Source organism: Enterobacter cloacae complex sp. ECL411, assembly GCF_021869665.1.
GTDB lineage: Bacteria > Pseudomonadota > Gammaproteobacteria > Enterobacterales > Enterobacteriaceae > Enterobacter > Enterobacter intestinihominis.
Genome location: NZ_CP091488.1, coordinates 55,582 through 70,800 on the forward strand (window position 1 = coordinate 55,582; position 15,219 = coordinate 70,800).

The following is a 15,219-nucleotide window of genomic DNA, read 5'->3' on the forward strand; positions in this document are numbered from 1 at the left end:
GTTATCCGACCGTATTGCTGACGCCACACTCCAAAAGGAACTGGGACCACGGTCCCACCTTGCACCAGACAGCCATGACATACCCGGTTATCCGACCGGAATGCTGACGCCACACTCCAAAAGGAACTGGGACCACGGTCCCACCTTGCACCAGACAGCCATGACATACCCGGTTATCCGACCGGAATGCTGACGCCACACTCCAAAAGGAACTGGGACCACGGTCCAACCTTGCATCAGAGAGCCATGACATACCCGGTTATCCGACCGGAATGCTGACGTCACACTCCAAAAGGAACTGTGACCACGGTCTCACCATGCACCACAGTGCCATGAGCCACCCGGCTGTCCGGCTGGAATGCTGACGTCACACTCCAAAAGGAACTGGGACCACGGTCCCACTATGCACCACAGTGTCATGAGCCACCCGGTTGCCCGGCCGGATTACTCGCTGCACGCTCCGGAAGGAACCGGGACCATGGCCCCATTCTATTCAGTAATCGGTTATCATCATCCATATTGAGGGCGTTTTGTCTTGGTCCTGCATACGGCGCGTCAGTAGATTATGTTCGTTCTGCTCCCTGGTGCTCCCTGGTGCTTCCTCGCTCACTCGCGGGCTTCGCCCTGTCGTTCAGCTGCGGCGAGCACTACTGGCTCTCTCTGAAAGGCGAAATTTAACTGATCCTCGCGATGGGGATATCTTTCCAGCAGGTGGTGTACGCAGGGGACAGCATATTGCGTTTCATTTGCCAGGAAGGTGCAATTCCTCGTCCGGCAAACCAGACATGTCCCAGGCCGGAATGGTTAATACCATCAAGAACCTTCATCAGCTCAGCGCTGTGAGGACGTGGTGGCCGTTCGTCGAACAGCTGCAACTGCGAAACACCTGAGCCTGTAAAGTCATTCAGCATCACTCCGGCTTTGGCATACCGGTGGCCATCCTTCCAGATGCGCTCCAAAGCCGTTGTGGCGGCCGCAATAATGTCCCGGGTGTCCTGAGTGGGGGTAAGCAGTTTCTCCGTGGCCACATTGCCGTAATAAGGCTCTTTAACGGCGAACGGAGACGTTTTGACGAAAACGGAAATGTGCCGGCAATACTGGTGCTCCTGACGCAGTTTTTCAGCGGCCCGTTCTGCGTACTGACAGACAGCCTGGCGGAGCGAATCGTACTCCGTGATCTTCTCGCCAAAGCTGCGACTACAGACAATCTGTTGTTTCGTTGGTGGTGATTCCTCAAGCGACATGCAGCTTTCCCCGTTCAGTTCGCGCACCGTTCGCTCGAGAACCACGGAGAAATTTTTCCGGATGAAGGCCGGGTTCGTCAGGGCCAGATCAAGTGCGGTCCTGATACCCAGTACATTAAGCTTGCGTGCAATGCGATTTCCCACGCCCCGGATCTCTTCGACCGGCTGAAGTGACAGCAGTTTACGGGTTCGCTGAGGATTATCCCGCGTCAGGGCCAGCACGCCCCGGAACTGTTTCCACTCTTTGGAGGCCCACTGGGCTGATTTTGCGAGACTTTTCGTAGGTCCGGCCCCCACGCCGATGGTCAGGCGGGTACAGTCATACACGTGCTGGCGCAGCTGCCGGCCAAAATCTTCCAGGTCCATGCAATGCGACACACCGCTCAGATCGAGGAACATCTCGTCAATCGAATATTGTTCCACCCTCGGCGCCAGCTCCTCGAGGCAGCTCATCACGCGCGCTGACATCGAAGCGTAAAGCTCGTAGTTACTTGAAAATACGAATATTTTTTCAGGGTAACATTCGTTCTTCATCTGGAACCACGGGGTGCCCATTTTTATCCAGGGCTTCGCTTCGGCACTTCTCGCGATCACGCAGCCGTCGTTGTTGCTAAGGCAGACAATGGGTTTCCCTTTTAAATCCGGGCGGAAAACACGTTCACAGCTGGCATAGAAGCTGTTCACATCGGCCAGGGCAAACATCAGTACATCTCCCTGGGACGGTGGATGATGTGCGTGACGACGCCAAAGATGTCCAGTTCGTCCGGGTCCGGATAGATGGGGGACCAGGTGGCGTTCATGGGCTGCAGTGTCAGTCGTGGCGTCAGCAGGAGCCGTTTGACCGTAAATTCCCCCTGAACGCTGGCCACAACGATATCGCCGTGCCGGGGTTTCTCCGCACTGTCCACAACCAGCAGATCGCCGTTGTAAAGGCTGCCGTCAGCCATGCTGTCTCCGCTGGCTCTGAGGTAATAAGTCGCGCTCGGATGGCGTATGCAGTACTCATGCAGATCCAGATCTGACTGAATGTAATCGCCGGCAGGGCTGGGAAAACCGCAGCTGGCCAGATCGGCGAAAAACGGATGGGCCTGTGGCGGGGTATCTGTCCCGGGGCTAAAAAGCTGTAGCTTCATGTTACCTCCTGACTAAAAAAAAAACACTGTATACACATACAGTATATTTAACCAGGCAAAGATAATCCAGAAGGCCCGCATTAAGAACTATGTGAGGCGCATAAGTTACTCAAATTGATGGTTATTATCATTATGATTTTTTTAATCGTCTCAATTTGAGAAATATAGCTTTTTTTTCATTTTGCTCTTATAATTAGTATCAAATTGAGTGTAACTAATGGTGCATAATGATGAAGATTTTCTGCGATGATGGTTCAACAAATGTTAAGCTGGCATGGTTTGAAGGTGATGAACTGAAGACCCGGATCTCGGCAAACTCATTCCGGCACGGCTGGAAAGTGGCGGAATTCAGTGCGGCAACGTTCAACTATCAGGTGGGGCCACTGAAATACACGTGGGACAGTGTAAGCCGGGATGCGATTCCGACGACGAACGTGGACTATCAGTACGGCGATCTTAACCTGCTGGCTGTTCACCATGCTCTGCTGAACAGTGGCCTGGTGCCGCAGCCGGTAAGCCTGACGGTCACGCTGCCCCTGAGTGAGTATTACGATCAGGACTGTCAGCGCAATGAGGTGAATATCCGCCGTAAACGGGAGAACCTCATGCGGGAACTGACACTCAACAAAGGCTGCGCCTTCACCGTGACGGATGTGAAGGTCATGCCGGAATCACTGCCGGCAGCGTTTACCAGACTGTCCCAGCTTCAGCCCGGAGCCGGTGAAACCACGCTGATTATCGATCTCGGCGGAACCACGCTCGATGCGGGTGTGATTGTTGGTCAGTTTGATGATATCAGTGCGGTACATGGTAACCCGTCTGTCGGTGTTTCACTGGTGACACGCGCAGCCGCAGGTGCACTGCGGGCAGCAGACAGTGAAACCAGCGCCCTGATTGCTGACAGTGTCATCCGTAACCGGGATGATGGTGAGTATTTACAGCGGGTCATCAACGATGCCGAAAAGATTGATTACGTCCGGGGAAAAATAGCCGAAGCGATTGCCGCACTGGGTGCGCGCGTGACCAGCGAGCTGACCGCCTTCAGGAACGTGAACCGGGTATTTCTGGTCGGGGGAGGGGCTTCCCTGATCGAAGAGGCGATACGTCAGGCCTGGCCTCTGGCTCCTGAACGTATCGAGGTTATTGGCGATCCCCAGCTGGCGCTGGCCAGAGAGATTGCCCTGTACAATAAAGAGGACTAAACGTGCCGGACGGCCTGTATTCTTTCTATCTGCACAGTGATGATCGCACCGACATCGCGGCGATGGCGACCATAAACACCATCTCGCAGCCACTGCGCGGTGAATTTATCCGGACAGTCGCCACCGCAGGTGCGGTGGTGTATCAGGCTGATCCCCGTTTACCTGCGCTAATCCCGGTGTTCTTTGACGGCCAGCTCAGCGCCGTCCGGCTTTGCGCCGTGATGGCAATGGTATCCGGAACCTGGTCATCCCTGTCCGGGTTACCGGACGAGCCTGATACCCGGAAACTGTCCGTGGAAATGCCTGCTGAGAGGGAACGCAGGCGCTACACGCTCGCGCTTCAGGATGACCGGAGCAGTAAGCGGGTTGAAGAGTTGCTGGCCGGGGTATCGTCACGCCTGCGCGGCGATCTGCTGAGAAACCTCATTATCACCGGGCTGGCACTGCACACCACTGCGCCGGAGCTGCCGCGTCTGCTGGCCAGCCTGCCGGTGCCACCGGCTACGGTCAGTGAGTTACAGGCCATTGTCCGGCAGATGGTTCGCGCAGAACCTGGCGGCGCGGGCATCAGCGAAGCGGGAGAGACGGAAAATGCGGCTTCGCCCGTCACCACATCACCCGGAGCGGAAACAGCTGGAATAAAGAAAAACATGCGACGGGCATTTGGAGACTAAAAACATGTCAGTGATTAAACGAACAACAGTGCAGTTCATTCACAACCTTCTGCGTGCCCGGAACGTGCCTGAGTCTCAGTGGCCTGACCGGGTGAAGAAGATTGGGCGGGGGATGATACTGGCTGGCGTGGCTGTCGTCGTTCCCGGGGTTCTGGTTGATAACATCTCCCTTCCGGTGACTATCGTGATGCAGGTCTGCTACGCCTCACTTATCGGACTCGGGGTTCTCCTGGCTTTTGACGATAAAAAGGCGAAGGACCGATCCTGAAGAACATCATCCAGAATGGTAACCAGACAGCCTGGGGAGACTGATGCAAAAGGTTAAAATAGCGGGGCTGACGCTGACGGCTATCAGAAGCCGGTATCAGGAAGAAGCTGTTGAACTGTCAGGACATAAGGGAGATGAACACAATGAGGAGGGCATATGAAGTGTAATACTGCAATTTTGTTTGTGGCGCTCACAGTGGCAATACCTGGTGCGGTGAATGCCGCTGCCACATCGGTGGTTCTTAACCAGATGGCCATGCAAAAGCAAAAGGAACGTGAAGCCCAGTTCGAAGCCGTGGAACGTGATGCTCTGGCCCAGACAGATGCATGGAAAGCGTACCTGCAAGTCTCTGGCGCAGTGCCTGGTGATACCCCCACCGAGCTGCAAAACCGCTACCGCAGCCTCGCTGTTTCACTGGCACTGAAGGCTGCAATGACCTGTTCGCCAGATGCCCTCAGGCTCCTCGAGCGTAACGACGTAATTGAGTTTCGCGTACTCCGATCATCGTTAGTCTCCGCCTGCAGTACAGCTAAATAAGTTTCGTGCCAGCTGACAACTTCCAGATTTCTGTCTTCGGCTGGCACCGTCTCATTTTCTCAATCCTGTAACCCTCTATCCTGCATTGTTCTCTTCAGGACTAAAAAAAACGGCAGGGTGACATCTCAGTCCTGCCGTTAAATCTGAAGGCTTATTTTTTTCGACAATTATAAAATGCCCCTGTGTGAAGTAAATTCCACTCCCTCTCTAAGTTAAATTTATTTTTTTCCTCTCCCGTCCTCCTTCCTGAAACCGCCGTGCCTTCACGCTAACCCGGCCGCTTCGTCCGCCAGGGAAGCTGACGCCTCCGTCCTCACCCGTTCGCACCCTTCACGGTGCATTCAGCCCGTGAAGGGCTTGCGCTGCGGCTTCGGCATCGCCCTGGCGTCCTCCACTTTCCGCCGGGTTTTTGTGTCGGCACGGCGCAGACAGGTGCCGGATGCTGAGGACATAACCATGTTCAGACTGACCTGTATTGAACTGAATAACGGCGAATTTGCCGTGTATATCAACAACCATTACCTGGGGAGCGAGGATGCCAGCAGTGAACGACTTTGCCTGGGTGAAATTCTGGAGCAGCTTTCCCTGCTACCGGGCGTGGAGAAAACCACGCTCCGGTCGACGGTTCCGGAGGACGATGACTGGTGCTGGAATGACATTGCCGATCGCGTGCTGCCGCCTCATTCAGCCTGTCGCGATGTTGTGACCGTGGCGGCGCTCATCGCGAGACTACAGCAGTATCCGCCTGACGCGCTGTGTATGGGGACGTTCTGGCTTGAAGATGACTTTCTGTCCCTTGATGGCAGCCTTACAGCGGAGGAGATTGCTGAAGCCATGCGTATCTGCAACCGCAGCCACGATGCCGGCACTGGATTTAACTGGGACACGCTGCAGTTTGCCATTGACCGGGTGAAGGGGCTCTGAGACAAAAAAATGGACACCTTCCGGGGAGGGAGGTGTCCCTGAATCATGCCATTCGTTTGAAGTGAAAACCCTTCAGAGGGTTTCAGGACGGATGATCACATAACACCCCCGCATTTTCACCCGCCATATATCGCACGAAAACAGGACGACACCGGGCAGTCATGTCCTGGAATTCAGGGCACAAAGGGTGTCGGTTCCCTCCGCGTTTATGCCGCCTTGCCGGCGGCGGGGTTCGGCGCCGTGCCTTCACGCTAACCCGGCCGCTGCGGTCACAAGGGTTCACGTTGTCGATGTCCTCACCCGTTCGCACCTTTCACGGTGCATTCAGCCCGTGAAAGGCTTGCGCTGCGGCTTGCGGCATCGCCCCTGCGCCCTCCGCTCAGAGCCGGGTTTTTGTGGCGGCACGGCGCAACAGGGTGCCGCATATCAGAGAGGAGTGTGTCTATGTCCCGTTTTATCCTGGGTGACTGCGTGCAGGTGATGTCCCGTTTTCCGGCGCGTGCCGTCGATTTTATTCTTACCGATCCGCCATACCTTGTGGGCTATAAGGACCGCACCGGCCGCACCCTGGCCGGGGACAATTCAGCAGAATGGCTCCAGCCTGCGTGCCACGAAATGTATCGCGTCCTGAAAAACGACAGTCTGATGGTGAGCTTTTACGCCTGGAACCGTGCAGAACTGTTCCTGAATGCCTGGAAAGCGGCCGGGTTCCGCGTTGTCGGGCATGTCGTCTTTGCCAAAAGCTACGCCTCCAAATCAACCTTCGTGGGCTACACCCATGAGAATGCCTACCTGCTGGCGAAGGGCCGCCCGCAGACACCGGACCGTCCCATCCCGGACGTGATCCCCTGGAAATACACGGGCAACCATCACCACCCGACCGAGAAGCCGGTGCAGAGCCTGCGCCCGCTGATTGAATCCCTTACGCGTCCGGGCGCAATTGTCCTTGACCCGTTCGCCGGCAGCGGCTCCACCTGCGTAGCCGCCGCCGAAGCCAGCCGCCGCTATATCGGTATCGAGATGCTGGAACAGTACCACGCCGCCGGTGTTCGCCGTCTCGCACAGGTTGAACGGGCGAGAAGAATACCGGCTGCGAATGACGGCGTTTTTTATCCTGACTGGCCGGAGGCCGCATGAACTATCCCGGGCTTGAAGATCTGCGCGCGGACGTGGCCGCACTGAGTAACGCCATGTGTGATGTGCGCATGATGCTGAACCGTCTCGAATCTCAGCATCGCCATGATGCGGCCACGCTGCCTGAAAGAATGGCCGCGCAGAGTCTGCGTCGTATTAACACCCTGCTACTGGAAGCGTACCGAGAAGCCCTGGTACTGGATGAAACCTTTCAGGACTGACTGACCCTGCCGGGCGAAGGCCCGGCCTGTTAACACTGATAAAGAGAGAAAGACAATGTACGGAACCCGTGAAGAACTTTGTGTGCAGCTCGAAAACATGTTCACTTTCGACGAACCCCTGACCCTGCTGATCTGGACGGAAGAGGGGATTAGCGTGGCCTGTCGTGAAAACCAGCCCGAACCGGATGTGGCCGAAATTCGCGCCGTAATGAAGACCATCGGTGAAATGACTATGGCGGATTACCGCCGTGAAGGTGTCACGAATTCAGACGTCAGCGACCTCCTGGCCCGTCAGCGTGAAGCGGCAAACCGCCTGGTCAGTGTGCCGGCGTCCCTCCTTTCCCGCATCCTGCGCGACTATGAACGCGAGCTGGAGCGTCGTACCGGACAGGCATGGGAAGCCGGACGGCCGGAGCCAGAGTCCGTGCAGAACGCGCGAAAAGATGTGTACGCGCTCAAAGACGCACTGGCGGCCTGATAACGAGCCGGGGGAAATACCCCCCGGCAACCGGTGGCCATCCACAGCGAATAAGGACGTCAGTGCCTTCCGCTTTTATCCGCCGCCGCCCGCCGGGCCGCGTCGGGACAGTAAAACTCCCCTGAAACTCCGTGCGGCGACGGCATAGCCGTGACTTCACTGTAGCCCGGCCGCATCGGCCACAAGGGTTCGCTGACGCCTCCGTCCTCACCCGTTCGCACCCTTCACGGTGCATTCAGCCCGTGAAGGCTTTGCGCTGCGGCTTGCGGCGTCGCCCTTGCGTCCTCCGCTTTTCGCCGGTCTGTCGTGTCGTCACGGCGATGCCGGAACCGAGAATATGTTAACCGTGGAGGATCTATGAACCAGACCGTGACCTGTTGTGATGCCGTTCGTCTTGAGGGCGCGCAGCGTCTGACCTTTTTGCCCGATATGTTCGGCGGCGACTATATGACCGCTGAGGCGTCCGTGTACGCCTATGCACAGCGTTATTGCCCCGATTATCAGGGTGGCTTCTGGCAGTTTTACCGCCTGCCGGACGGCAGCGGTTATATGGCGCCGGACGTGGAGAGCCTGACCTTCTGCAATCCGGATAACTGGTTTGAGCAGACTGTCAGCGGGGAAGTGGCGGGGATCATCCTCACCGCACTGGTGCTGAATCACCGCAGCTGGTTTCACAGCAACCATGACCATGAGGAGCTGTGCCGCCACTTCTGCCGCCGTCATGAGCAGCTGATGGCTTTCGCAGAAAACCATCCCGCCAGCGCAACCATCTGGCGTGCGCTTGACTGACCATGGGCGGCGATGCCGCCCGAATTAAGGAGAAAGAGATGATTGGTACAGCAAGAGAAATCGCCCTTGAAATGTTCCGGTGTTCCGACCTTGATGGCGAGAAATACGTTTTCGCAAGCTGGAACCGAAATGATATCCGCAGCATGTGCGTTGACTGGGATCTGAACAATGAGGATCTGGATGAAGTCATGCGCCGGCTGAGTTCCTGTCTCGAAAGTGGTGCGGACATTGGCCAGATACACGCAATTGTTGAAACCATGCTCGACGAGCGCCGCGCGAAGCGCACCGTGACTGTTCCGGCGGCCTCTCTCGAAATGGTGATGAAGCTGGCTGGCAGTGAACTGAAGCGCATCGCCGATAGCGCTGGGCAGGGAGGGGTGTCTTCAGAGGTCACCCTGAAAGAAGAAGTTAAGATCATGCAAAGCCTGTGCGCTGCGCTTGAGGCCTGAAAGGATGCCGGAAGACATGCTTCCGGCTGCCAGTGAAAGAGGAGAACACCATGCAGCTTTCAACAGATACCCGTTCCATACTGCGCCAGTACAAAACACTGATAAACGTACGAAGACGCGAGGCAGGACTCAGCCCCGTCACCACGGCAAAAGTGCTGGAAGAGATCTGCGAATCAGCAACCCGCCAGTGTGCCGTATACCTGTGCGGTCACTTCATCCTTCAGGGCGGGAAGGGAGACGGTCAGTAACGGGATCGGGCGGGGCAGAGGCGCCGCCTGTTCGCGCGCGAAAACCCTGTCATCCCTGCGGGCTGACGGGCGGAAAGGACAGCGCCTGCGGCGCTGCCTCACTCCGCCCCGGAATGCACAAAGTACGGCCCTGAAAATGTTGTGAGGGCAAATTGTCACAGATACTGTCCTGCGTGGCGTGGCGTGGCGTGGCGTGGCGTAGTCTCCGGCTCTGAAACCCGATCAGCAAATTCCCTCAAAACACCTGAATCCCGCAGCTGGCCCCCTTCGGCTCCCGGCCAGCTGCGCCGTCCGGTCGTCGAGCCCCACTCCGCCAGGCAGCTGCTTCGCACCAGCCAGTCTCCGCCGAACCCCTTCGGGTTTCGGGCTTCGCTAGGGTCTGATGGCTGAGGTCAAAGGCTGCGGCTTCTCCGGCCGTGCCGTCCGGAACGCCTTCACCGCGCCGGCAGAGCAGTCGCTTTAATGTCGCCACGCCGTTCCGACGTGTCGGGTGTGTGCATCCTGTTCATCCGGTGAGGACATCCCCCCGTGTGTCCTACTACGCTAGTTCACCCGCTATTGGTACCTGCTAAAAAATAGCGGAATAGTTAAAAAAGCTTATTGACTGCATGGTTATGATAGGCGTAAGGTAGTGAAACTGTATATATATACAGTTGTTTTTTTTGTTGATTTTAATGAACGTCAAAGAGGAATTTTATGAGCGGTGTAGAAACTTCAAATCAGGGAACTGGCTGGAACGACCATGATACCCCATACGGTACAATTCATAGCTACGATGGAGACAATTCTAGCGGCGGAACTGGTGGTAATGCTGGTAATGCTGGTAATGGTCACGATGGGATTGGCGATAGCACGAAAATCGATATTCCCACAACAAAGGAATACAACGGTGTTCTGATGAGTATGTGTGTCAATAATCTTAAAAAACATGAGGGTTTTAAGAATAAAATGTATAAGGATACCGGTGGTAATATTACCGTCGGAGTTGGTCATTTATTAGCTACCGCTGAGATGGCTGCTGCATTACCATTTAAGAAGACCGCTACTATTAATCAGGGGCATGGGAATGCCGAAGATGTTGATAAAAGTGTCTCTGCTGGAGATATCAAGGCTGCATTTAATAAATATGCAGCGGATTCTTCTGCAATTCCGAACATCCATCTTACAAATGATGCTGTCATATCGGAGTGTATCAAAGATGTCCAGATAACAGAGACGGGACTACGTAGTCTTTATACAGGTTATGATGCATTTTCTAATGACAGAAAAGTAGCTTTAGTCGACATGGGATTTAACATTGGCATTCCAAAATTAAAATCAAACTTCCCTAATTTCAACGCTGCTGTAAACCGTGGTGATTGGCCTACTGCTGCGGCTGAGTCCCATAGAACCGGTTTAGATGACAGTCGAAACCCGCGTAATAAAGATACGCACGACCAGCTTCTTTCTGATAAGTAATTATTTTAATAAAGCTAATGGCCACAGGGCTGTGGCCATATCATTAAAGTGGGCTATTTTCATCAACCTTTTGTATTTTCCATATCTTTTCTTCTTTAGATTTAATGATGTAGCTATTTCTGATTCCGTATGTTCCGTGTAACGTAAACGCAGCGATGGTTACAATATTAAAATCTTTTCCATCCCTATTTGAATATGTGCTGTAGGATATTAACCGGTATCCTGTATCGTCACTCTGAGATTGTAAAACATCACCTTTCATCACTAGATCTGGTGAGGTATCCCATATGCTTTCACCATTGAATTTTTTTTGCACCGCTTCCTTTTCATTATCACTGACAATTAATTTTTCAGAAGCTGGGAAATGCTTCAATAAGTCACTTAACGATGGTGCAGACGCGTCTTTTTTAACCAGTCCGTTTTGGATTGCATAGGCATTTATATAACAATCAGTTAGGGCAGCTTTTGCCTGGTCATAATCTGGTTCAGAAATATCAAGGATGTTTTTTACAGTTTCACCTGATTTGCGTAATGAGATGAAATCAGAACATGAAGAAACCTTTGCAATATTGTTATCATTCAATACTAGTGTTAAGGGCAATCCGTTTATCTCAAGTTCGTTCGAGGCAAACACCGTCGAACTAAAAAGAAATGCGCTGGCAACACATAAAAAACGTTTCATTCGATCTGCTTCTTTTCTTAGGCTGTGAGCCTTTAAATGTACTCGGTTTTTTTTAAAAAAAAACTTTTTTATGGTATCGGAGCACTGCAATTCTGCTGATTATAGTACCTACTCAAGTCCCATAGCTTACCCGCTAACGAGGAGGCAATGATTTCATATGTTTATGTGCTGCGACGCGAGATAATCCATATGGTGCAGCAGCCAAAAGAGAGCAACAGGTGAACACTGCGCGAGTGGAGCGGAGAGACGGGCTGTCCGCTGAGAGTATTCCCGGGAATCATCGTGGTAATTGTGCAGTTCGGCCAGATAGTCTCTGACCAGATGATCGCGGGTGTACGTAAAGTTGCGGTAAAAATAGGCCCGCTACTGTTCTGTCTGGGTTTCTTCAGCCATTTCATGCACCGTTTATTAATGCTAATGGATGCGTACATTAGCATTAATAGTGACCGTTCTCAAATCATCCCGGGTCAGATTTCCGGCCAAATCACAGCGATATCGGCCAGCGTCACCAGGATGGCCATCACCAAAAAGAGGGGCAGGGCGATGGCCCCCTTCGGCTCCCGGCCAGCTGCGCCGTCCGGTCGTCGAGCCCCACTCCGCCAGGCAGCTGCTTCGCACCAGCCAGTCTCCGCCGAACCCCTTCGGGTTTCGGGCTATCGCTAGGGTCTGATGGCTGAGGTCAACAGCTGCGGCTTCTCCGGCCGTGCCGTCCGGAACGCCTTCACCGCGCCGGCGTAGCCGTCGCTTTAATGTCGCCACGCCGTTCCGACGTGTCGGGTGTGTGCATCCTGTTCATCCGGTGAGGCCATCCCCCGTGTGTCCTCACGCGGAGGGCTGCTTGTAGCACCGTCGGGTCGTCATACAAGGGGTGAAGTGAACGCCGCCAAAACTTTTTGCGAAGGGCCGCAAAAACTTTCGTCATCGCCCCTTTCCTTCCTCCCTTCGCCATTGCTCCCTTTGCCCTTTGCCGCGAGAGAACTCACCAGGGAGATGGACAATCATCACCACAGGAGAAAACCAGGATGCACACACGAAACGTCAACGTCAATACCGCCGCTCCCGAATCTTCCAGGAAGATGGGGGAAGGGCAGGACACGGTTACGGTCGCCCGTGAATACGTGGCTCAGGCCACTGCGCTGAAAGAGGGCGTGACTGTCACGCTCTCAGAGGTGAACCGCTATGGCGATATTCAGGCGGAGATCCGCACTCACGGGTTGCTCAACTGGCGCGCGTGGTCGTTTGAAGCGGATTTTCTGAGTGATCTGAAACGCAACCTGCGAGACGTGCAGCTGTAACCGGAGGCCGGATATCCGGCCTTAACCCACAGAAGGAGGAACCATGCAGAACCTTAATTCCGTCCAGTCGGGCAAAAAAGTAGGGCAGAGCAATGACATTGTGAAGCTGCTGCGCATTCAGGCCAGCGACACCCATGTGGTCGAGTTTGACAACGTGGACACCCGTTTTAATGACTGCAACAACTGGCAGGTCATGGCTGAGGGCAAGCGCGTCCTGTTCAGTAACCGCACGTATGAGCGTTTTTCAGATGTGAAATCGGGGATCGTGGCAACGATTTCCGTGTGTGAGAACGGCGCTACGGTATCTGATACCGCGATGCTGGAAGGGGCGAAAGCCATGATGCAGGTGCTCGATGGCTACCCGTCTTTTATGGCGCTGGCAGCACACCCGAAACGCATCACTGATTAATCGAGTGCCGTGACCGGATAGCCCTCCGGCCACGGCGAACCATCACTTAAACACAGGAGTAAAAATCATGGTCGCCACCAATAATACGGCAAAAAAAACCGCAAAATCCACCCCCGCTAAAAAGTCAGCGGAAAAAATCGCGCAGTCTACTGAACAGAAGCTCGTTCAGTTGCTCGCTGACACGCCCGTGCAAATCTTCCCTTACTCCCGCCTGTCGCCTACCAGTCTGAACACGCGCATCATTCCGCATACCGTTCAGGAAGTGGAAGAGATGGCAGGCAGCATTGAGGCAATGGGTATCCTGCAAAACCTGATTGGTGCAGAACTGCCGGACGGCACGATCGGCATTGTCGGCGGGGAAGGTCGTCGCAGGGGGACGGGCATTCTGGTGCTGCGCGGTGTGCTCGATGCAGAAACCCCGTTTGTTCCGGTAAAAGTCCTGCCCGTGGAGATGGCGGTGGCGGCCTCGATGATTGAGAACGGCAGACGCAAGAACATGCACCCTGCCGAGCAGATTATCGGTTTTCGCACCCTTGAGCAGGAAGGTAAAACCGCCTCACAGATTGGCGCCCTGATGGGCTACCACCCGCGCCACGTCCAGCGCTGCCTGAAACTGGCGAACCTTGCGCCCTCCCTGCTGGACGCGCTGGCGCGGGATAGTATCTCCCTTGAACAGTGCGAAGTGCTGACGCTGGCGGACACCCATGAACGTCAGGAACAGGTCTGGAAAGAGGCTGTTGAACAGTGGCGTGATCCTTCTGTACAGACCCTGCGCAGGATGGCCACCGACGACAAAATGGCCATCAGTCACCCGATGTTTGCGTATGTGAGCGAGGAAACCTATACCGCCGCTGGCGGTACGCTGACAGCCGATCTGTTCAGCGATAAGGACAGCACCTTTGCCGATGCCGCGATGGTGAAATCCCTGCTGGCAGGAAAACTCACCGTGCTTGCCGCCCGCCTTCAGCAGGAGCAGGGCTGGGGCTGGTCTGAATTCCGTATGACAGAACTCAGGGGCAGCGGCGAGGACAGGGAACTGTATCGTTTTGCCATGCCAGAGCCAGTTCTGACCGAAGAGGAACAGCAACGTATTAACGAGCTGGAAGATGCAATTGAAGGATGTGCGGCGTATGACGACGAATACGAGCTTCAGCAGCAGATTGACGATATTCACTGCGAGGCGACTTACCGCGAAGCCACGCCGGAGTTTCGCGCCGCGCACGGTATCTGGGTGTCATGGGACGGGGACAGTTTTCAGGTTCAGCCAGGCATCCGCAGACTGACCGACGAAGACAGGGCGGCAGAAGAACAGGTTCGTCAGGAGCGTGAGAATAATGTTATCAGACACACCACACCTGACATTCCCGCTGACGCCTATCCGGCAACGCTGGTTAAGGCCATGTCCGCCGAGCGCACGCTCGCCGTTCAGGCCGAACTGGCGGGTCGCCCCGATGTGTCGGTGGCGCTGCTGACGTGGACACTGTGCCTCAGTATGTTTGACCGCAGCTACGGTAAACGCAGCGAACCGCTGAAAGCCTCAGTGTCATCGAATCAGTATCATCTTGCATCACTGGCTCCCTCCGGTGAGGAAGGGAAGGCGCTGACAGCGCTCAAAGAGCAGAAAGCGGCGCTTCAGGCAACGCTCCCCGACGGCTGGCATCTTGATTTCACCTGGCTGCTGTCATGGTCAGCAGAGCAGGTGAATACCCTGCTGGGATTCTGTGCGGCGCACGGTATCGACGGGCTACAGGAGCGTCTTTACAACCACACGGCTGTCAGTTCACTGGACGGGCTGGAAGCGGCGCTGGACTTTGACCTGCGCAAATGGTGGCAGCCTGATGCGGAGAGCTACTTTGGCAAGCTCAAAATTGCCCAGATTGGCAAGGCCTATGAAGAAGCCGGACTGAGCGCCCGTGCGGGTGAGGTGGTGAAGCTCAAGCGCCGCGATGCGGCGAAGGCCGCCGAACAGGATCTGAATGCTCAGGGCTGGTTGCCTGACTGGATGGTGCGCCCTGCGCCAGCGGTTCAGGCCGACGAGACAACAGAAACCCACACTGACCACGCTGCTTGACAC

19 protein-coding genes are annotated in these 15,219 nt (G+C 55.0%); 15 read left to right on the top strand and 4 right to left on the bottom strand.

The window, feature by feature from the left end; genetic code table 11:
• Positions 1-674: 674 nt before the first annotated feature.
• Both L3069_RS24840 and umuD read right to left on the bottom strand, forming a co-directional pair.
• The gene (locus tag L3069_RS24840; protein WP_236901937.1) at positions 675-1,946 is read right to left on the bottom strand and encodes a Y-family DNA polymerase; all 1,272 of its coding nucleotides are present in this window, start codon (positions 1,944-1,946) and stop codon (positions 675-677) included.
• Positions 1,946-2,377 (bottom strand): translesion error-prone DNA polymerase V autoproteolytic subunit, encoded by a 432-nt coding sequence (gene umuD / locus L3069_RS24845; protein WP_236901938.1) that lies wholly within the window; start codon positions 2,375-2,377, stop codon positions 1,946-1,948. The genes L3069_RS24840 and umuD overlap by 1 nt, the downstream gene beginning before the upstream one ends.
• 230 nt (positions 2,378-2,607) lie before the next feature.
• Between umuD and parM the strand changes: the two genes are divergently transcribed.
• The 12 genes from parM to L3069_RS24905 all read left to right on the top strand — a co-directional run bounded on the left by parM (position 2,608) and on the right by L3069_RS24905 (position 10,759).
• Positions 2,608-3,579 carry a plasmid segregation protein ParM domain-containing protein gene (gene parM, locus L3069_RS24850; protein WP_236901968.1) on the top strand — a complete coding sequence of 324 codons (972 nt, stop codon included), beginning with the start codon at positions 2,608-2,610 and terminating at the stop codon, positions 3,577-3,579.
• Between the two features lie 2 nt (positions 3,580-3,581).
• Positions 3,582-4,253, top strand: coding sequence for a plasmid partitioning/stability family protein (locus L3069_RS24855; RefSeq protein ID WP_236901939.1), 672 nt, complete (start codon positions 3,582-3,584; stop codon positions 4,251-4,253).
• Between the two features lie 4 nt (positions 4,254-4,257).
• Positions 4,258-4,521: a hypothetical protein gene (locus L3069_RS24860; protein ID WP_236901940.1), complete on the top strand. Its 264-nt coding sequence runs from the start codon at positions 4,258-4,260 to the stop codon at positions 4,519-4,521.
• A gap of 156 nt (positions 4,522-4,677) precedes the next feature.
• On the top strand, positions 4,678-5,058 hold the full coding sequence (locus L3069_RS24865) for a hypothetical protein (protein WP_236901941.1): 381 nt from the start codon (positions 4,678-4,680) through the stop codon (positions 5,056-5,058).
• Positions 5,059-5,514: 456 nt separating this feature from the next.
• Positions 5,515-5,982 (top strand): hypothetical protein, encoded by a 468-nt coding sequence (locus tag L3069_RS24870; protein WP_236901942.1) that lies wholly within the window; start codon positions 5,515-5,517, stop codon positions 5,980-5,982.
• A gap of 444 nt (positions 5,983-6,426) precedes the next feature.
• Complete coding sequence (locus L3069_RS24875; protein ID WP_236901943.1) at positions 6,427-7,119, top strand: DNA methylase; 693 nt, start codon at positions 6,427-6,429, stop codon at positions 7,117-7,119.
• The gene (locus tag L3069_RS24880; RefSeq protein ID WP_236901944.1) at positions 7,116-7,337 is read left to right on the top strand and encodes a hypothetical protein; all 222 of its coding nucleotides are present in this window, start codon (positions 7,116-7,118) and stop codon (positions 7,335-7,337) included. Before L3069_RS24875 ends, L3069_RS24880 begins: the two co-directional genes overlap by 4 nt.
• 55 nt (positions 7,338-7,392) lie before the next feature.
• Positions 7,393-7,815, top strand: coding sequence for a DUF1380 family protein (locus L3069_RS24885; protein WP_160890697.1), 423 nt, complete (start codon positions 7,393-7,395; stop codon positions 7,813-7,815).
• Between the two features lie 357 nt (positions 7,816-8,172).
• Positions 8,173-8,604 (top strand): antirestriction protein, encoded by a 432-nt coding sequence (locus tag L3069_RS24890; RefSeq protein ID WP_236901945.1) that lies wholly within the window; start codon positions 8,173-8,175, stop codon positions 8,602-8,604.
• Positions 8,605-8,642: 38 nt separating this feature from the next.
• Positions 8,643-9,053 carry a hypothetical protein gene (locus tag L3069_RS24895; RefSeq protein ID WP_236901946.1) on the top strand — a complete coding sequence of 137 codons (411 nt, stop codon included), beginning with the start codon at positions 8,643-8,645 and terminating at the stop codon, positions 9,051-9,053.
• A 50-nt stretch (positions 9,054-9,103) separates the two neighbouring features.
• The gene (locus L3069_RS24900; RefSeq protein ID WP_236901947.1) at positions 9,104-9,301 is read left to right on the top strand and encodes a hypothetical protein; all 198 of its coding nucleotides are present in this window, start codon (positions 9,104-9,106) and stop codon (positions 9,299-9,301) included.
• Positions 9,302-9,997: 696 nt separating this feature from the next.
• Entirely contained in the window at positions 9,998-10,759 is a 762-nt protein-coding gene (locus tag L3069_RS24905) for a glycoside hydrolase family protein (RefSeq protein ID WP_236901948.1), read from the top strand.
• 43 nt (positions 10,760-10,802) lie between these two features.
• On the opposite strand, the gene L3069_RS24910 is transcribed toward L3069_RS24905, so the two are convergent.
• Together L3069_RS24910 and L3069_RS24915 are read right to left on the bottom strand one after the other, a co-directional pair.
• Positions 10,803-11,441 carry a hypothetical protein gene (locus L3069_RS24910; RefSeq protein ID WP_236901949.1) on the bottom strand — a complete coding sequence of 213 codons (639 nt, stop codon included), beginning with the start codon at positions 11,439-11,441 and terminating at the stop codon, positions 10,803-10,805.
• 414 nt (positions 11,442-11,855) lie between these two features.
• Positions 11,856-12,200, bottom strand: coding sequence for a hypothetical protein (locus L3069_RS24915; protein ID WP_236901950.1), 345 nt, complete (start codon positions 12,198-12,200; stop codon positions 11,856-11,858).
• 263 nt (positions 12,201-12,463) lie between these two features.
• On the opposite strand from L3069_RS24915, the gene L3069_RS24920 reads away from it, so the two are divergent.
• The 3 genes from L3069_RS24920 (at position 12,464) to L3069_RS24930 (ending at position 15,216) form a co-directional block, all read left to right on the top strand.
• Positions 12,464-12,736 (top strand): hypothetical protein, encoded by a 273-nt coding sequence (locus L3069_RS24920; protein WP_236901951.1) that lies wholly within the window; start codon positions 12,464-12,466, stop codon positions 12,734-12,736.
• A gap of 43 nt (positions 12,737-12,779) precedes the next feature.
• Positions 12,780-13,145 (top strand): hypothetical protein, encoded by a 366-nt coding sequence (locus tag L3069_RS24925; RefSeq protein WP_236901952.1) that lies wholly within the window; start codon positions 12,780-12,782, stop codon positions 13,143-13,145.
• Between the two features lie 67 nt (positions 13,146-13,212).
• Complete coding sequence (locus L3069_RS24930; protein ID WP_236901953.1) at positions 13,213-15,216, top strand: ParB N-terminal domain-containing protein; 2,004 nt, start codon at positions 13,213-13,215, stop codon at positions 15,214-15,216.
• Positions 15,217-15,219: the final 3 nt, after the last annotated feature.

What these genes read in the sequence shown, in the direction of transcription:
- L3069_RS24925 (WP_236901952.1), top strand. Translation starts at nt 12,780, where the DNA reads ATGCAGAACCTTAATTCCGTCCAGTCGGGCAAAAAAGTAGGGCAGAGC.
- parM (WP_236901968.1), top strand. Translation starts at nt 2,608, where the DNA reads ATGAAGATTTTCTGCGATGATGGTTCAACAAATGTTAAGCTGGCATGG.
- L3069_RS24860 (WP_236901940.1), top strand. Translation starts at nt 4,258, where the DNA reads ATGTCAGTGATTAAACGAACAACAGTGCAGTTCATTCACAACCTTCTG.
- L3069_RS24890 (WP_236901945.1), top strand. Translation starts at nt 8,173, where the DNA reads ATGAACCAGACCGTGACCTGTTGTGATGCCGTTCGTCTTGAGGGCGCG.
- L3069_RS24920 (WP_236901951.1), top strand. Translation starts at nt 12,464, where the DNA reads ATGCACACACGAAACGTCAACGTCAATACCGCCGCTCCCGAATCTTCC.
- umuD (WP_236901938.1), bottom strand. Translation starts at nt 2,377, where the DNA reads ATGAAGCTACAGCTTTTTAGCCCCGGGACAGATACCCCGCCACAGGCC.
- L3069_RS24875 (WP_236901943.1), top strand. Translation starts at nt 6,427, where the DNA reads ATGTCCCGTTTTATCCTGGGTGACTGCGTGCAGGTGATGTCCCGTTTT.
- L3069_RS24865 (WP_236901941.1), top strand. Translation starts at nt 4,678, where the DNA reads ATGAAGTGTAATACTGCAATTTTGTTTGTGGCGCTCACAGTGGCAATA.
- L3069_RS24900 (WP_236901947.1), top strand. Translation starts at nt 9,104, where the DNA reads ATGCAGCTTTCAACAGATACCCGTTCCATACTGCGCCAGTACAAAACA.
- L3069_RS24905 (WP_236901948.1), top strand. Translation starts at nt 9,998, where the DNA reads ATGAGCGGTGTAGAAACTTCAAATCAGGGAACTGGCTGGAACGACCAT.
- L3069_RS24870 (WP_236901942.1), top strand. Translation starts at nt 5,515, where the DNA reads ATGTTCAGACTGACCTGTATTGAACTGAATAACGGCGAATTTGCCGTG.
- L3069_RS24930 (WP_236901953.1), top strand. Translation starts at nt 13,213, where the DNA reads ATGGTCGCCACCAATAATACGGCAAAAAAAACCGCAAAATCCACCCCC.
- L3069_RS24840 (WP_236901937.1), bottom strand. Translation starts at nt 1,946, where the DNA reads ATGTTTGCCCTGGCCGATGTGAACAGCTTCTATGCCAGCTGTGAACGT.
- L3069_RS24885 (WP_160890697.1), top strand. Translation starts at nt 7,393, where the DNA reads ATGTACGGAACCCGTGAAGAACTTTGTGTGCAGCTCGAAAACATGTTC.
- L3069_RS24880 (WP_236901944.1), top strand. Translation starts at nt 7,116, where the DNA reads ATGAACTATCCCGGGCTTGAAGATCTGCGCGCGGACGTGGCCGCACTG.
- L3069_RS24895 (WP_236901946.1), top strand. Translation starts at nt 8,643, where the DNA reads ATGATTGGTACAGCAAGAGAAATCGCCCTTGAAATGTTCCGGTGTTCC.
- L3069_RS24910 (WP_236901949.1), bottom strand. Translation starts at nt 11,441, where the DNA reads ATGAAACGTTTTTTATGTGTTGCCAGCGCATTTCTTTTTAGTTCGACG.